Here is a 17,298-nt window from a genome sequence, read left to right as displayed (position 1 = left end):
CGGGAAACGAGGAATGTCATGCCTGAAACGGACGATCTGCTGGCCGGTATCGAAGCGCTGGAAGCCAAGCTGCAACAGGCGCGCGCGTCGATCACCAAGCGCTTTATCGGGCAGGAACGGGTGGTGGACCTTACCCTGTCGGTGCTCTTGTGCGGCGGTCACGGGCTGCTGATCGGCCTGCCGGGCCTTGGAAAAACCCGGCTGGTGGAGACGCTCAGCACGGTAATGGGGCTGGATGGCAGCCGGATCCAGTTCACCCCGGACCTGATGCCCGCGGACATTCTGGGGTCTGAGGTGCTGGACACGGCGGAGGACGGCCACCGCTCGTTCCGGTTTGTGCCGGGGCCGGTGTTCTGCCAGCTGTTGATGGCGGATGAGATCAACCGCGCCAGCCCCCGCACCCAGTCGGCGCTGCTGCAGGCGATGCAGGAGCGGATGGTGACGGTGGCAGGCGAGGACCGGCCCTTGGGTGCGCCGTTCCATGTGCTGGCGACCCAGAACCCGATTGAGCAGGAGGGCACCTATCCGCTGCCCGAGGCGCAGCTGGACCGGTTTCTGTTGCAAATCGACGTGAATTACCCGGACCGTGCGACTGAGCGGGATATTCTGCTGGCTACCACGGGGGCAGAGGAAGCGGAGGCTTATCAGGTATTTACGGCAGCGGAGCTGATCGGCGCGCAGACCCTGTTGCGGCGGATGCCGGTGGGGGAATCGGTGGTCGAGATGATCCTGGATCTGGTGCGCGCCTTCCGCCCCGAAGAACCCGGCGTGTCCGGCCATGTGGCGCAGACCGTGGCCTGGGGGCCGGGTCCGCGGGCGGCGCAGGCGCTGATGCTGGCAGTCCGGGCACGGGCGCTGCTGCAGGGGCGGCTGGCGCCCAATGCCGAGGACGTGCTGGACATGGCGCAGCCGGTGCTGAGCCACCGGATGCAGCTGAACTTTGCCGCGCGGGCGCGCGGTGACAGCCTGGCTGCCCTGATTGCGGAAACCGCCGCTGATCTGGCCCGGACCGGGGCCGCCGCGTGACCAGAGAAACCGCCTCCGTACCGGCCTCTGGTGCAGCAGCAGGACTGCGGCACCGGGCCGAGGCCGCGGCCAGTGCCCTGCCGCCCTTGCTAGTGCAGGCGCGGCATTTGGCCGGGTCTGTCCTGATGGGCGAACATGGCCGCCGCCGCGCGGGCACGGGGGATGATTTCTGGCAGTACCGGCCGGCGCAAGCGGGCGACAGCCGCCGGATGATCGACCACCGGCGTTCGGCCCGCGGCGACATTCAGTTTGTGCGCGAGCGGGAGTGGCAGATTTCCCAGACGGTGCATCTGTGGGTGGATACTGGCGCCTCAATGCGGTTTGCCTCGTCTCCGAAGCTGCCGCAAAAGGCAGACCGCGCCCGGTTGCTGGCGCTGGCAGCCTCGGTGCTGATGGTGCAGGGCGGCGAGCGGGTTGGCCTGACCGGCGGCGGCCTGCCGCCCCGGCGCGGCAATGTGCAGATCCTGCGGCTGGCCGAGGCGCTCTCGGACGACGCGGAACAGGATTACGCGCCGCCGAACGACCGCGCCCTGATCCCGCATGCCCGCGCCCTGTTCATTTCGGATTTCCTGGGACCGTCCGAACCGATGGAGCAGGCGCTGTCCAAGGCTGCGGCACGCGGCGTGCGCGGGGTGCTGTTGCAGGTGCTGGACCCGGCAGAGGAGGCCTTTCCGTTCTCCGGGCGCACGGTGTTTGAAAGCATCAAGGGCGGTGTCACACATGAAACATTGAAGGCCTCGGCGCTGCAGGAGCGCTATCTGGACCGGCTGGCCGAGCGCCGCAGCGTGCTGGAACGCCTGTGCCGCGAGGCCGGCTGGCGCTTTGGCCAGCATCACACGGGCGATACGGCGCAAAATGCGCTTATGTGGCTATACCACGCATTGGAGCGGACCGCGCCATGACAATGATTGCAGGCATCGGCTTTACGGCGCCCTGGCTTTTGCTGGGGCTCTTGGCTTTGCCAGTGCTGTGGCTGCTGTTGCGTGCGATACCGCCCGCCCCCAAGCGCCAGCCGTTTCCGGCGGTGACGCTGCTGCTGGGCCTTAAGGACGACGAGAGCCTGTCGGACCGCACCCCTTGGTGGCTGCTGCTGCTGCGGATACTGGCGGTGGCGGCGGCGATCATCGGGCTGGCGGGGCCGGTACTCAATCCCGCAACCGAAAAGGCAGGCGGCCGCGGGCCGCTGCTGATCGTGATGGATGCCAGCTGGGGCGGAGCTGCGGGCTGGAAACAGACCAGCGCCCAGGCCGCGGCGCAGCTGGAGGAGGCGGGCCGCGCCGGACGCCCGGTGGCCGTCCTGCGGCTGAGCGCGCCGGAACCCTTGCAGTTCCGCGCTGCCAGCGACTGGCAGCGGCAATTGGCCGGGCTGGCGCCCCTGCCCTGGCAGCCGGGACCGGATCAGCTGCAGCAGACCGTGGCCGCGATTGCCGCGGCAGAGGGCGGATTTGACACCGTCTGGTTCAGCGACGGGCTGGCGTATCCGGACCGCGGCGGAGTGATCGAAGCCCTGGGCCGCCGTGGTGATATCGAAGTTTTTGAGCAGCCGCTGCCGGTACTGGGGCTGCAGCCCGCCAGCTATTCCGGCGGGACAATCGAACTGACGGTGCAGCGCAACCGCGCCGGGCCTGCACAGGAGGTTTCGGTGGTCGCGCAGGGCAAAGACCCCGGCGGCACCGCGCGCAGCCTGGCGGTGCTGCCGCTGTGGTTTGCGGATGGCGCCCGCAGCGCCACGGCTGAGCTGTCGCTGCCGGCCGAGCTGCGCGCGCGGCTGTCGCGGTTCGAAATCCGCGATGTGAAATCCGCAGGCGCAGTGGCGCTGACCGATGACAGCTTGCGGCGGCGCGAGGTGGCGCTGGTCTCCTCTGAAAGCGCCGATGAAGCGCTGGCGCTGCTGTCGCCGCTGCATTACCTGCGCCAGGCGCTGGCGCCCTCTGCCGAGCTGCTGGAGGGCGCGCTGGCGGACCTGCTGCCTGCGAACCCGGATGTGATCGTGCTGGCGGATGTGGCGCGGCTGGCGCCCGCACAGGAAGAGGCGGTGATCACATGGGTGGAAAACGGCGGTCTGCTGTTGCGCTTTGCCGGGCCAAGGCTGGCCGCCAGCGACACCGCGCGCAGCGGCGAGGAACCCTTGATGCCGGTGCGGTTGCGCATTGGCGGCCGCAGCATTGGCGGCGCGATGAGCTGGGGCGAACCGAAGACACTGGCCCCCTTTGCCGAGACCTCGCCCTTCTACGGGCTGGAGGTGCCGGGCGAAGTCTCGATCAGCTCGCAGGTGGTGGCACAGCCCGATCCGCAGCTGGCGGACCGGGTGATTGCCGAACTGGGCGACGGCACGCCGCTGGTCACCCGCAAGACGCTGGGCCAGGGCCAGGTGGTGCTGTTTCACGTGACCGCCAATGCGGAGTGGAGCAGCCTGCCGCTGTCCGGCCTGTTTGTGTCGATGCTGGAGCGGCTGGCGGTGTCTTCCTCTGCCGCCGCACCTACAGCTGCGGACCTGGAGGGCACCACCTGGACCCCGGTTGAAGTGCTGGACGGCTTTGGCCGGCTGGCGGCGGCGGAAACGCTGCCCGGCGTCAAAGGCCCGGATCTGGTGGCGGCACCCGCCGGGCCGGAGCTGCGCCCCGGTGTCTATGATGGCGGGCGCCGGATGCTGGCCCGCAATGTGCTGCGCCCGGGCGATGAGCTGCAGGCCGCGCGCTGGCCTGCCTCGGTTGCGGTCAGCAGCTATGACGCGCCGCAGGAGCTGCCGCTGGGCGGCGCGCTGCTGACGCTGGCGCTGGGGCTCTTGGCACTGGATGTACTGGGTACGCTAGTCCTTTCCGGCCTGCTGGGCGGTGCCCGGACTGCGGCTCTGGCAGCTGCGCTGGGGCTGGCGGCATGGGCCGCGCCGCAGGAGATGCAGGCGCAGAACGCAGCGGCGCCTGAAGATTTCAGAGCGGCGGAGCTGGCCTCGGAACTGGTGCTGGCACATGTGCTGACCGGCGACCGGGAGGTGGACCGCATCGCAGCGGCCGGCCTGCGCGGACTGTCCGAGACGCTGTTCTTCCGCACCTCGGTCGAGCCTGCCGCCCCGGCGGGTGTCGATCTGGAGCGCGATGAGCTGGCGTTTTATCCGCTTCTGTACTGGCCGGTCACGCCGGATCAGCGGCTGCCCTCGTCCCAGGCTTACGGCAAGCTGAACGCATATTTGCGGGCGGGCGGCATGATCCTGTTCGACACCCGGGATGCGGATCTGGCGGTCTCCGGCACCACCAGCCCGGCGGCGCGGCGGCTGCAGCAGATTGCGCTGCCGCTGGACGTGCCGCCGCTGGAAGTGCTGCCGGAAGATCATGTGCTGACCCGGGCCTTTTATTTGCTGCAGGCCTTTCCTGGCCGCCACAGCCGCGGCCCGGTCTGGGTCGAGGCCGCACCGCCGGATGCGGAACAGGCCGAGGGCATCCCGTTCCGCAACCTCAACGACGGGGTGACGCCGGTGGTGATCGGCGGCAATGACTGGGCGGCGGCCTGGGCCGTGGACGGTAACGGGCGGCCCTTGCTGCCGGTCGGGCGCGGCTATGCCGGCGAGCGGCAGCGCGAACTGGCGTTCCGTTTCGGCGTCAACCTGGTGATGCATGTGCTGACCGGCAATTACAAATCGGACCAGGTGCATGTGCCCGCACTGCTGGACCGGCTGGGGCAATAGGGGAACCCGATGACACAGACGATCCTGTTTGACCCGCTGGTGCCATGGCCGGTGATCTGGGCCGCGGGTGCCATAACACTGGCGGCGCTGGTGCTGGGCCTGTGGAGGGGGCTGTCAGGCTGGGCGCTGCGGGCGCTGGCGGCGCTTGTGTTGCTGGCCGCGCTGGCAGGTCCGGTGCATCAAAGCGAGGACCGCGCCCCCTTAAGCGACATCGTGATTGTGGCCGAGGACCAGACTGCCAGCCAGCAGCTGCGCGGCCGCCCGGAACAGATGGCGCGGGCACGAACCCAGCTGAAGGCAGCATTGGCCGCGCGGGCAGGCACCGAGGTGCGCTGGATCACCGTTCCGGACGGCGAAGGCGACGCGGGCACCCGTCTGATAGCGGCCATCGCGCAGGCGCTGGCGGATGAGCCGCGGGCGCGGGTGGCGGGGATCATTGCCCTGTCCGACGGCCAGGTTCATGACGCGGATCAGGTGCTGAACCTGCCTGCGCCGATGCATTTGCTGCTGACCGGCCGCAAAGACGATTGGGACCGCCGCCTGATCGTGAAAAACGCCCCCGGTTTTGCCATCATCGGCGAGCCGGTGAAGCTGACGCTGCGGATCGAGGATCAGGGTGCGGTGCCGGTTCAGGGCGGCTTTGCGGATCTGAACATTTCAGTCGGAGGCGACGCGCCGCAGCGTTTCACCCTGCCAATCGGCGTCGATTTCGAGCTGCCGATGGTACTGCAGCACGGCGGCCGCAATGTAATCCGGTTCAGCGCGCCGGAAGAGCCGGGCGAGCTGACGGCGCGCAACAACCAGGCCTTGGTGCAGATCAACGGGGTCCGCGACCGGCTGCGGGTGCTGCTGGTCTCGGGCGAGCCGCACGCGGGCGGGCGCACCTGGCGCAATCTGCTGAAGTCCGACAGCGCCGTGGATCTGGTGCATTTCACCATCCTGCGCCCGCCGGAAAAACAGGATGGCGTGCCGGTGGAGGAGCTGTCGCTGATCGCCTTCCCGACGCGCGAGCTGTTTCTGGAGAAAATCGACGATTTCGACCTGATCATCTTTGACCGCTACAAGCGGCGCGGCATCCTGCCTGCGGTCTATCTGGACAATGTGGCCAATTACGCGATGGGCGGCGGCGCGGTGCTGGTGGCCGCCGGGCCGGATTTTGCCAGCGCCGACAGCATCTACCGCTCACCTTTGTCGCTGATCCTTCCCGCCGAACCCTCGGCGCGGGTGCTGCAAGAGGCCTACCGCCCGGAGGTGACCGATCTGGGCAAACAGCATCCGGTGACCTCGGGGCTGGAGGGAGCTGCGGATTGGGGCCGCTGGCTGCGCCAGGTCGAGCTGCGCCGCCCCGAGGGCCATGTGCTGATGAACGGCGCGGGCGAACGCCCGCTTCTGGTGCTGAACCGGGTGGGCGAGGGGCGGGTGGCGCTGCTGGCCTCGGACCATGCCTGGCTGTGGAGCCGCGGCTATGAGGGCGGCGGGCCGCAGCTGGAACTGCTGCGTCGTCTGGCCCATTGGATGATGAAGGAACCGGAACTGGAGGAAGAGGCGCTGTGGGCCGAAGCTTCGGGCCAGCGGATGCGTATCCTGCGCCGCACACTTGCCGGTCAGACCGGGCCGGTGACGGTGACCAACCCGGATGGCTCCACCGTGGAGCTGGCGCTGCGCCAGACTGCACCGGGACAGTGGGAGGCCCGTTATGAAGGTCCGGAAGCGGGGCTGTACCGGCTGGAAGAAGGCGGCGAGACGGCAGTGGCCGGGCTGGGGCCTGCAGCACCGAAAGAATTCGAGGAAACTATTGCCACCGGCGAAGTGCTGGCGCCGGTTCTGGAACCTTTGCGCGGCGGTGTGCTGCGGCTGGAGGACGGTATGCCGTCCTTGCGCAACATGCGGGCCGGGCGCCCGGCGGCGGGACGCGGCTGGATCGGACTTACGCCGCGCGCGGCTTATGAAACGCTGTCAGTCAGCCAAGGACCGCTGCTGCCGGGCTGGCTGGCGCTGGTTATGGCGTCGTTCTTTATCGTCGCGGGCTGGCTGCGGGAAGGGCGGCGGTAGGCGGTTTCAACCGGTGTCACAACGGGCAGGGTCCTCCCGCCCATCGCAGGCTTCCTGCCGGAGCCCGCGAAAGTTGGGCCAAGCGCCGCGCCTTTGGCGCGGCGCGCTTCGGCGCAGCCCGAAGCGAAACATCTCTGCCCAGCAGTGGCCCGCGTCAACTAAGCCACCCGTATCAGTCAATTCGCAGGTCAACCCGGTCAGACCGGCCTTCACCATCGACAATCACCAGCGAAGAAAAACCAGGGCCGGGATTGGGCAGGGAGAACTCGCGCCGGCGCTGACCCGTCAGCACCGGCAGGCCGTTTGCCATCACCAGAAACGGCGCGGTGCCGCCGCGGAGTTTCAGTGTCAGGTCCGCGCCTTCCAGCATCAGCCGGGCGCCTGCGGGCGGGAAGATCAGTTCCGGCGCATCCGCGGGTTCCGAGAAGGCGGCATCGCGGGGGCGGAAGCGCTGCAGGGGCTGCGGCAATTCGGCCGAGCTGACGATCAGCGTGGCGGGGGGCGGCGGCGGCAGCGGGTCGAGGGCCGGTTTCAGACGGCCAAATGCTTCAAACAGCACCGGTGCTGCAAGATCGCCGCCAAAGATACCGGGGACAGGCGTGCCGTCGGCACGGCCCATCCAGACGCCGATCACGTGCCGTCCGTCCCAGCCGATCGCCCAGGCATCGCGGTGGCCATAGGAGGTGCCGGTCTTATAGGCGATGGTGCCGCGGCGCGCGCCCGCAGGCACCGGCAGCCCGCGCAGGATGTCTGCGACTTGCCAGGCGGCCTCGGGCGAGGTCAGGCGGCCTGCGGGCGCGGGCGCTTCGCCCTGCAAGATGCGCAGGGCCGGCCCCTGCCCGCCTGCCGCCAGCCCGGCGTAAAGCTGCACCATGTCTTGCAGGCTGATGCCCAGCCCGCCCAGCGACAGCGCCAGGCCGGGGGCGCCGCCGGGCAGCTCCGGCTTGGCACCGCCAGCGCGCAAGGACGCCAGCACACGCGCCGGTCCCAGCTCCTGCGTCAGCTTCACCACTGGGATGTTGAGCGATAGCTGCAGCGCTTTGCGCAGCCTTATGTCGCCGCGGAACTCACCATCGAAATTCTGCGGCGCGTAGCCTGCGAAGTTGACGGGACCGTCGTGGATCAGGGTTTCCGGGTGGGCCAGCCCCTGATCGAAAGCGAGACCGTAGATCAGCGGTTTCAGGGTCGAACCGGGGGAGCGGATCGCCTTTGTCATATCGACAAAGCCGCGCCTTTGCGCATCGGAATAGCCAGGAGAACCAACCAGCGCCAGCACTTCACCGGTCTGGTGGTCCGCGGCGATCAGGGCAGCGGAAAGAGACGGGGTGGCGCTGCGGGCGGCCTCTGCCAGCAACTGTTGCATCCGGGATTGCACCGCGCTGTCGATGGTCAGCCTGATCTGCCGCTTGCCAGGGTGCTGTGCCTTCACCCGGTCCGCCAAATGCGGTGCCAGCCGCGGGAAGGCCGCCATTTGGTGCGGCAGCGGAGTGCGGCGGGCCGCCTCGGCCTGTTCTTCGCTCAGGAGGCCCTGGCGCTGCATCCGGGCGACTACGCGGTCGCGGGCCTCGCTGGCGGCCTCTGGGAAACGGTCCGGGCGGCGGCGTTCAGGGGATTGCGGCAGGGCGACCAGCAGCGCCGCTTCTGCCGGGGTGAGGCGGCGCGGTTCTTTGCCGAACCAGCTGTAGGCCGCCGCGCGGATGCCCTCTGCCGCGCCGCCATAAGGGGCGTGGGTCAGGTAGAGGGTGAGGATCCCGTCCTTGCTAAGGCGGCGTTCCAGCGCCAGCGCCACCCGCATCTGGCGCAGCTTGCCGGCCCAGCGGCCGGTGGTGCCGTCCTCCAGCAGGCGCGCCACCTGCATGGTCAGGGTAGAGCCGCCGGAGACAGTGCGGCCATTCCAAAGCGCCTGACTTGCGGCGCGCAGCAGGGCAATGGGGTCGACACCGGCGTGGGAGCGGAAGCGCTTGTCCTCGTAGCGCAGCAGCATGTCGAGGAAGCGCGGGTCGACGTCCTCGGGCTGGACAGCGAGACGCCAGAGGCCTGTGCCGACCGGGTAGGCGCGCAAAAGCTTGCCGTTGCGGCCGAGTACTTCAGTGGAGGTTTCGGCGAGGGTGAGGGGGAGATCTGTGGCGTCGATCCAAGCATCGAAGCTGCGCCAAGCCGTGAAAGCAGCCACAAGCAGGACCGCTAAAGTAGCGGTGTACCATTTCCACCTTCTGCTTGGCCGATAGGCCGGGCAGCACCCGTCCGCCCCCCCGGGCGGGCGCTGCCCGCCCACCCGTGGACGGACGCTGCCCTCTGAGCTGTTCAGCCGGCGTTTCACTTCACGACCACGCGCCCCGTGCCGGTCCTCGCGCGGTAGGCGGGGCGGTACATGTCTTCGACCGAGGCTGCCGGGTGGTGGAAGGTGCCGGGCGTCACCGCGCGGGCGATATAGGCCAGTGTCACCGGCGCGGCATCGCGCATATTCACAGCTGCCAGAAAACGGTCGCTGCGGAATTCGGTGTGTTCGGCCCCGGCCGGGTTCAGCCAGTCCAGATCGCGCAGGTCGCCAGAGCGCAAAAGGTTCGGGTTATCGATCTCGAACCCGGCAGGCAGCGGATCGTTGATCATCAGCCTCGCACCGGTCTTCTCATGCGGTTTCACCCGCAGGACAGTGACAAAACGCGCGCCTGTAGTGACAGACTGCACGTCCAGCGGCTGGCCATCCAGCGTGTAGTAGCTGCGTTCGATGGTGTAGCCGAAGCCGCCCGCGGCCGGCGGGACCAGCGGCACGCCAAGCGTGGTGAGGGTGATCTCCGCAGACCGCCCGCTGGCGGCAGTCAGCGCCAGCTCCGGTGTGTTGTGCCCGTCTGCAGCCTGCACAAATGGCCCCTGAACAGGCTGACCGTTGACCAGAAGGCCGGAATCCTCGGGGGTCCGGGTCAGCGCGTGGGCGGCCATCAGGGTCCAGGCGGACTCTTGCGTGGAGCGATGGCCGCTGGCGTCGGCAAGCCGCGACGACAGGCTGACGCGGTCCACAGCCTCGGACCCGGCCTCGGCGGCAAGGGCCAGAACGCCAGCAGTATCGCGCAAGGCGGTGCCAAAGTCGGCGCGCCAGAGGCGGCTGTCCTTTTGCCCATCGGACCCGATCATCTGCGCGGCGCGGCTGAACATCCGGTCCGCACGGCGCTGATCGCCATAGGCTGCAAGGGCCGCGCCCAATTGGGCGGCAGCAAGCGGGGTGGCGAAGGCCTCACCCTTCACATCGGCGTAATAGCGCAGGTCGCCCATCCGGGCCGCACCCTCGCGCGCCAGAACATGGAGGGCATAGGCAATCTCCTCGCCGCCGGTATCGAAGTCGGGGGCATAGTTGATGCGGTTGCGCAGGTTGTCCATCGCCTGGGCAAAGGCCTGTTGCGGCACGGTGTAGCCTTGCGCGCGGGCGCGGCTGAGGAAGTCGCTGGCATAGGCGTCCAGCCAGAACTCACCGCTGTCGGCGCGCCAGAGGCCAAAGGCGCCGCTGGAGGCCTGGCGGGTCAGCACCTTGCGGATGGCGGCGTTAATGCGCGCATCCACCGCCGGGCCGTCGCCCAGACCCGCTCCCTGCGCGACGCTGCTGAGGTAGAGCAGCGGCAGCGCCTTGGAAGTCACCTGTTCGGTGCAGCCATAGGGGTACTGGTCCAGCTCTGCCAGCAGACCCGGAACGTCGAATTTGGCCAGCGGGCCAGAGGAGATGGCGGCGCGGGCGGTGCCGGGGCGCAGGCCGGTGAAAACATCTTTACTGAACAGGAAAGTGTTACCGCCTGCGAGCGTGAAGCGGCGGGTTTCAGAAACCACCGGATCATTGGCGCGAACCGGCAGACGCAAATTTTGACGCAGCACCTGCCCGTCCGGCGTGGTGAGGGTAAGGGTGAGTTCGTGGTCACCAACGGTTTCTGCCGTCACCGGCAGTTCCAGCACTGTCTTGCCCTGTTCCGCCAGGGTGACGGAGGCGGGCAGGCTGCCCAGCGTCAGACCGCCTGCGGTGCTGGCGGTCAGCGCCATGTCTCCGGCGGGGCCGTCGGCATGGACGATCTCGATCCTTGCGCGGCTTTCGTCGCCGGGCGCCAGGAAGCGCGGCAGCGCGGCGGTGACCACCACGGGATCGCGCACCAGCATGTCGGCCTCGGCCTGACCGACAGCCCGGCCGGACCAGGCGACAGCCATCAGCCGCACGGTGCCGTTGAAGGCGGGCAGGGTCATCGGGAACTCCGCTCTGCCATTGGCGTCCACTTTCAGCGGGCCGGAGAACAGCGCCACCAGGTCCTGCGTGGGCGGCGGCGATTGCATCTTGAGGCCACTGTCAGCATCACCGCCGGAGCGGATGCGGCCCAAAGCGCCGTTGCCGGGGTCGATGAGGCGGCCATAGACGTCGCGCAGCTCCATCCCCAGCCGGCGCTGGCCATAATAATGCGCGCTGGGATCGGGGCTGGTGAAGCCGGTGAGATTGAGGATGCCAAGGTCCACGGCGGCGACGGTGAGCCAGACTTCATCGCCCTCTGCCGCGCCCTCCACGCGGAGTTCCGCCACTTGCGTGCCGCGCGGCCGGGCCACACCGGGGACGTCAATCGTCACCTCCAGCTGTTGGCCGGGCTGGGTGATGCCGGCATGCGCCAACCCTAGGGCGCGCAGCGGGGTGCGGCCCCGGTCGCCTGCAACAGGCTGGATGATGATGGCGGTCACATAGGCGCCGCTGCCCCAGTCCTGTGTCACCTCTAGCGGGATCACGGTTTCGCCGGCGGGAACTTCGACAGCCATGCGGTAGATCAGGTGGTTCGATACCACCGAGACCAGCGCGGTGCCCGCGGCCTGCGGCACGATGCGCAGCCGGGCGGTGTCGCCGGGTGCATAGTTTTCGCGGTCCAGCGACAGCTCTAGCCGGGCGGGCGTCCCGGTGCTGCCTTCGGGAGCGTACCAGCCGGCGTAGAAGTCATAAGCGGCAGAGGCATAGGCGCCATCCAGACGCTCCACCACCAGCTCATAACGGCCCCAGCCGACTGGCTGAGACAGCGGCAGTGGATCGCTGCCCAGCTGCGCCTCGCCCGTCGCGATGCGGGTGCGGCGCGTTATAGGCTCCCAGTTCCAGTTGCCGTAAAGCTGATACCATTGATAGCGGGTCTCGACCCGGTTCAGGGTCCATTTGACACGCATCGGCACCGGCGACAGGTCCGGCGACAGGGCGATGAGTTCAAAGCCTGCCTCGGAGCCTTCTGCCGCAACCTCGTCAAACTGCGGTTTAATGCCGAGGACGGGGCCTGCAGGGCGGACAGGGATTTCCAGTGAGCGTTCGACCGGACGCGCAGCGCCATCAGCAACACGGGTGGTGAGAGTGGCCAGAAGCGGCTTGCCCTCTGCCGGGGCGGCGGCGGGCAGGTTTACAGCGAAGGCCGCGCTGCCATCAGCGCCGGTTTCCTGGCCGCCGAAAAATCCGGTCTGGGCAGAGGAGACCGTATCATAGCGGCCAAAACGGAAACCCGGCCATTGATCCAGTGTATTAGCGGCAGTGAGGCGGATGTCTCCTTCCACCTTCAGCCCGGCACCCGGCGCGCCGAACAGGTAGTCTGCTTGCAGTGCAATCTGCGCTGCACTGCCGGGCTGGAGTGTGTTTGCATTGGCGACCTCTTGCCCAAAGTCGATACGCTCGGGCAGGAAATCCTCGACCAGGATCTGGCGGCTGGCGAGCGCGGGGGACTTGAGGTCGCTTTTGATTTCAATCCGCCAGGTGCCTCGCGGGGCGGCGGGGCCGGTAGGCAGCGCAAAAACATGGCCGCCCTGATGGCCTGCGGCTGAGGTCTGGCGGGTGTATTCCACCCCGTCAGGGCGCAGCAGGATCGCGGTGAGCGGCAGGCCGTCGATCGCCTGCGCCTTGCCGTCACGCGCCAATGCAGTCACATGCACGGTTTCACCCGCACGGTAGGCGCCGCGGGTGGTGGCGAGGAAAACATCCACCGGCCCCGGCGCGGGCCGGCCGGCCACGCCGCGGTCTGACAGATCAAAAGCGGCATCGTTGAGGGGCAGGAAGGTGAAATCGCCCTCCCCCGCCCGGGCAGTGATCAGCGCCGGTGACGCGCCGCCGGAACCGCGCGTCAGGCCGGGCCTAAAACGGACATAGCCGCTGGCGTCGCTTGTTTCAGTTGCCAGAACCTCATTGGCACTGGAGATCAAACTGACCTCGGCACCGGCCTGCGGTTTGGCGTCCGCCAGTCCCTGCACCTGCACATGCAGGCCATCGCTGCCCGACATGGTGCTGAGACCCAGGGTGGTCAGCACAAACCATTGCGTGGCACCGGCATCGTCATAGGGATCGGCCCCGGGTATCCGCGCTGTGAGGGCGTACAGACCCGGTGTCTTTTGCCCAGTCAGGGCATCTTCCAGCGGCAGGCGGCTGGTCATCGCCTGATTGAGCGCAGTGCCCACTTCGGCACTGCCCTGCCAGATATCCTCGGCGATATCGGAGGCGAAATGCTTATCCTCCCACTGGGAAAGCGGTTTGGCAAAGTACCCCTCCTGCAGGGTGCGCAGCACGTTGCGGCTGCTGACCCGGCGCAGGCGCAGGTCCAGTTCCGTCAGGTTCACGGTTTCCACAGGCAGCGCCGCAGCAGCGCCCGCGGGCAGCACATAGGCGCGGCCCGGGAAGCGGACCTTGGGCGCGCGGTCGCGCACGTAATGGGTCAGCTCCACATCCTTATAAAGCTGCTCGCCGCTGGCCGCCGGCAACCCGCGGCGCAGGGTCAGCTGGTAGCGCTTGCCGTGCTCCACCCCGTCAAAACACAGCTGCCGGCCGGATACGGTGACTGCCAGACTGCTGCCGGCCAAGCGCACATAGTTTTCGTAATCGGTTCCGGCCTGTTCCAGATCTTCGGAGAACTCGGCGCAGATACGGGGGGCTGCGCTGTCGCTTTCAACCGTGGAGCCAGTCACGCGAAAACCGTATTTCCGGATCGCATAGTGAATCATCTCGGCATTCGCCTTAAGCGGTATGATGTTGTCGGCCAGGCGCAGCAGCGGCAGCATCTCGCGGCCGCGGCCAAGCGCCTCCACCGCTTCGGCGGCCTGACGCAGGGCCTGCGCCTGATCTGCCGGTGCCGCAGCCCGCAAGTAGCCATTGAGGGCCGCAGAATAAGCCTCCTGCCGGAAACGGCGCTGCTGGGAACGGTTGCCGGAGTCTTTGGCAGCCCGCAGCAAATAGGCCGAGAATCGGGTCCAATCCTGGGCAGAGTCAGTCAGCACCACGGCCTGCCCCATCCATCGCAATGCCGCGAGCGGCTCTGCGGCACGGAACAGCGAGCGGGCCGCCGAAACCGCCTTGGCGGCGTCCTCTGTTGTCAGCGGATAGGCCAGGCCCAGCGACTGGGCAAAGCCGGCCGCGCGCGGCAATTCCAGTTCCGGGATTGCGTCCAGCCGGCCTGCCCGCACAGCGGCCTCTGCCTGAAGCCCGCCGGGTGCCGGCTGTTTCAGTGCCGAAAAGGCGCCCTCATAGGAGCTGGGCTGGGTCAGGGCGGATTTTGGAAAACAGGCATTTGCCTTTTGGTTGAACACAAAACCGGCGCAATCCGTCTGGGCAGTACACGCCCGCGCGCAGGACTCGACATCCGTATCGAACAGCGGCTGCAGGTCCGAGCCGAAAAAATCGGTGTTGGCAAAAGCCTTGTACCGGAAACCGGGAATCTCCGGCCCGGCCCAGGCAGTGGGCAGAAAAGTAATAAAAGAAATAAAAACAATGGCATACATTAGAACTGAAGCAAACAGACGCGGCATGGCACCCTCCAATACTTGGCGCAGGCTGGCACGGGCTTAACGTCATAGCAAGATTCACCCGCGTAACACGTAAGGGCAGCCCTGCTGTCTCTTGCGTGCGGAATTGCCGCGCGCTGTTCGTGTTAATGTATTGCCGGAGTGCGCAGGGATGACCCTTGCCAGCAAATTAGCGGAAGAAAGACGCGCCCGGCTGGCCGCGGAACGGCTGCTTGAGCTGAAGCAGGCGGAGCTGTCTGCTGCCAACCGCAAGCTGGGCCGCCATGCGCTGGCGCTGACCAAGCGGATCGGCCAGACCCAGGCTGAAGTGGCCACTGTGCGCGACGAAAACGCCAAGGTGAAATCCGACCTCGATACCGCGCATGAAAAGGTTGAGACTGCCGAGCGGCGGCTGTGGCATTCGATCCAGGCATTTCAGGACGGTTTCGCCTTTTTTGATGCTGATGGCAGTCTGATCGGGGCGAACACCGCCTACCTCAATATCTTCGACGGGCTGGAAGAGGTCTCGCCCGGTATCTCCTATGTACGGATCCTGCAGCTTCTGACCGACGAAGGGCTGATCAATACCGGCGAGCTGGGCACCGATGCCTGGCGCGAAATGATGAGTGAGCGCTGGCTGTCGCCTTCGCCCGATCCGGTGGTGATCCAGCTGTGGGATGAACGGTATTTGCGGCTGATCGATCAGCGCGGCCACGGCGGCGATGTGGTGACGCTGGCGCTCGATATCACTTCGACCGTGCAGTATGAAAAGGACCTGCGCGGCGCCCGCGCCCGCGCCGAAGCGGCAAACCGGGCAAAATCCGCCTTCCTTGCCAATATGAGCCATGAGATCCGCACCCCGATGAACGGGGTGGTGGGCATGGCAGAGCTGCTGAGCGATACCGCGCTGGACGAGGAACAGCGGCTTTATGCCAATACCATCAAAAACTCGGGCGAAGCGCTGCTGGTCATCATCAATGACGTGCTCGACTATTCCAAGATCGAAGCCGACAAGCTGGAGCTGCATCCCGAACCCTTTGACCTGGAACGCAGCCTGCACGAAGTGGTGATGCTGCTGCAACCCACCGCGCGGGACAAGGGTCTGACGCTGCTGGTCGATTACGACCTGTTCCTGCCGACCCGCTTTACCGGCGATCCAGGCCGGATCCGGCAGGTGCTGACCAATCTGGCCGGCAATGCGGTGAAGTTCACCAAAGAAGGCCATGTGACCCTGCGGGTGACCGGTGTCTCCTCGCCTGATGACAAACAATGCGCGGTGCATATTTCGATCGAGGACACCGGCATCGGCATCCCGGAAGAGAAGATTGAGCATATTTTCGGCGAATTCAACCAGGTCGAAGATGAGCGCAACCGCAAGTTTGAAGGCACCGGGCTGGGGCTGGCGATCTCCAAGCGGCTGATCGAATTGATGGGCGGCGAGATCTGGGTCGACAGTGAGGAAGGCAAAGGCTCCTGTTTCGGCTTCCGCTTGCCGCTGCCCCTTGAAGGATCAGCAGAGCAGCCTGTGCCGAAGCTGCCCAGCTCGCTGCGCCATGTGCTGCTGGTGGATGACGCGCCGCTCAACAGCGAGATCCTGCAAAAGCACCTGCTGATGCTGGGCATTCAGGTCACCACTGCAGAAACCGCGCATGGTGCGCTTGCCGCGATGCAAGGCGGTATTGACCTGATCATCAGCGGCCATAACCTGCCTGGGCTGGACGGCGTGCAGCTGGCGAGGGATCTGAAATCCGGTTCCTGGCGCGGGGTGCCGGTGCTGATGCTGAATTCCGGTCCCCATGGCGCCAATGATCCGGAAATCCGCCATCTGGCGGACGGGGTGCTGCAAACCCCTGCACCGCGGGACGATTTTTTCAACCAGCTGGCCAAGCTGGCGGCCAGTGCTGCCGGCCCCGGCTGCGCGGCTCCGCTGCCGGGCCCGGTGACGGCAGACAGGGCGATGGCACCGCAAACAGGACTTGAGGCACAGAAAACCGGACCATCCGCCGAACCGCCGCCGGACCCGGAAATCCGCCGGATGCGGGTGCTGGCAGCAGAGGACAACAAGACCAATCAGCTGGTGTTCAGCAAAATGGTGAAAGAGCTGAACATAGAGTTGAAGTTTGCCGGCAACGGGCTGGAGGCGGTCGAGGCCTTCCAGGCGTTCCGCCCGGATCTGATTTTCATGGATATATCGATGCCAATGATGGACGGTAAGGAAGCCACCGCCAGGATCCGCAGTATCGAGGCGGGCACCGGCGGCCATATCCCGATTGTGGCCTTGACCGCACATGCGATGGCAGGCGATTCCGATGGTATCCTTGCGGCCGGCCTGGACCATTACCTGACCAAGCCCTTGCGCAAGGCGCTGATCCACGAAAAGATCCGCGCCTGTGCGCCGGACGGAACACAGGCCTTGGATCAGGACGGCCCGCCTGCCCCGGCTGCCGCCCAAGCACTCTGAGCCGACAGGTCTCTCCCGCCGCCGCCACGCCATGGCGGTCAATCTTTGAAACAAACTGTTCTCAGGGTGCGCCTGGGCTTCTGCTCTTGGCACAATGCTGTGCTGGGTCCCGGTTGCCGGACGCCGCCAGGATCCGGCTTTTCCGGGTCTTGCCCCACCCGTTTGCAGCGTACGCCCTTTCCGTCACCCGGCCCGAATTTAACAACGGCAAAGCTCTCCCGCGCCCGCAGGCGCACCGGCTGCGCCGGCACCGTCCTTGTGCGGTCTTGGGGGGGGGGGGGGGGGGGGGGGGGGGGGGGGGGGCCGCCCCCCCCCCCCCCCCCCC

7 protein-coding genes are annotated in these 17,298 nt (G+C 67.1%); 5 read left to right on the top strand and 2 right to left on the bottom strand.

From position 1 onward, the window contains the following. Positions 1 to 18: 18 nt before the first annotated feature. From L1069_RS16395 to L1069_RS16380, 4 genes are read left to right on the top strand one after another with little or no spacing between them, the layout of a single operon-like run. Positions 19 to 1,026 (top strand): MoxR family ATPase, encoded by a 1,008-nt coding sequence (locus L1069_RS16395; RefSeq protein WP_129372383.1) that lies wholly within the window; start codon positions 19 to 21, stop codon positions 1,024 to 1,026. Then, positions 1,023 to 1,928, top strand: coding sequence for a DUF58 domain-containing protein (locus tag L1069_RS16390; protein ID WP_134831196.1), 906 nt, complete (start codon positions 1,023 to 1,025; stop codon positions 1,926 to 1,928). Before L1069_RS16395 ends, L1069_RS16390 begins: the two co-directional genes overlap by 4 nt. After that, positions 1,925 to 4,708, top strand: a complete 2,784-nt coding sequence (locus L1069_RS16385) for a DUF4159 domain-containing protein (protein WP_237456388.1) — start codon at positions 1,925 to 1,927, stop codon at positions 4,706 to 4,708. Before L1069_RS16390 ends, L1069_RS16385 begins: the two co-directional genes overlap by 4 nt. Before the next feature lie 9 nt (positions 4,709 to 4,717). Then, positions 4,718 to 6,760 carry a hypothetical protein gene (locus L1069_RS16380; protein WP_237456387.1) on the top strand — a complete coding sequence of 681 codons (2,043 nt, stop codon included), beginning with the start codon at positions 4,718 to 4,720 and terminating at the stop codon, positions 6,758 to 6,760. Positions 6,761 to 6,932: 172 nt separating this feature from the next. Here the strand turns inward: L1069_RS16380 and pbpC are convergent, their stop codons facing one another. Beyond that, the gene (gene pbpC / locus L1069_RS16375; RefSeq protein ID WP_237456386.1) at positions 6,933 to 8,933 is read right to left on the bottom strand and encodes a penicillin-binding protein 1C; all 2,001 of its coding nucleotides are present in this window, start codon (positions 8,931 to 8,933) and stop codon (positions 6,933 to 6,935) included. A 143-nt stretch (positions 8,934 to 9,076) separates the two neighbouring features. Further along, positions 9,077 to 14,536, bottom strand: a complete 5,460-nt coding sequence (locus L1069_RS16370) for an alpha-2-macroglobulin family protein (RefSeq protein ID WP_237456385.1) — start codon at positions 14,534 to 14,536, stop codon at positions 9,077 to 9,079. 148 nt (positions 14,537 to 14,684) lie between these two features. On the opposite strand from L1069_RS16370, the gene L1069_RS16365 reads away from it, so the two are divergent. Beyond that, positions 14,685 to 16,973, top strand: a complete 2,289-nt coding sequence (locus tag L1069_RS16365; RefSeq protein ID WP_237456384.1) for an ATP-binding protein — start codon at positions 14,685 to 14,687, stop codon at positions 16,971 to 16,973. Positions 16,974 to 17,298: the final 325 nt, after the last annotated feature.

Origin of the sequence: Leisingera sp. MMG026 (assembly GCF_021654205.1) — a bacterium.
GTDB lineage: Bacteria > Pseudomonadota > Alphaproteobacteria > Rhodobacterales > Rhodobacteraceae > Leisingera.
This window is presented reverse-complemented; position numbering and strand designations above follow the sequence as displayed.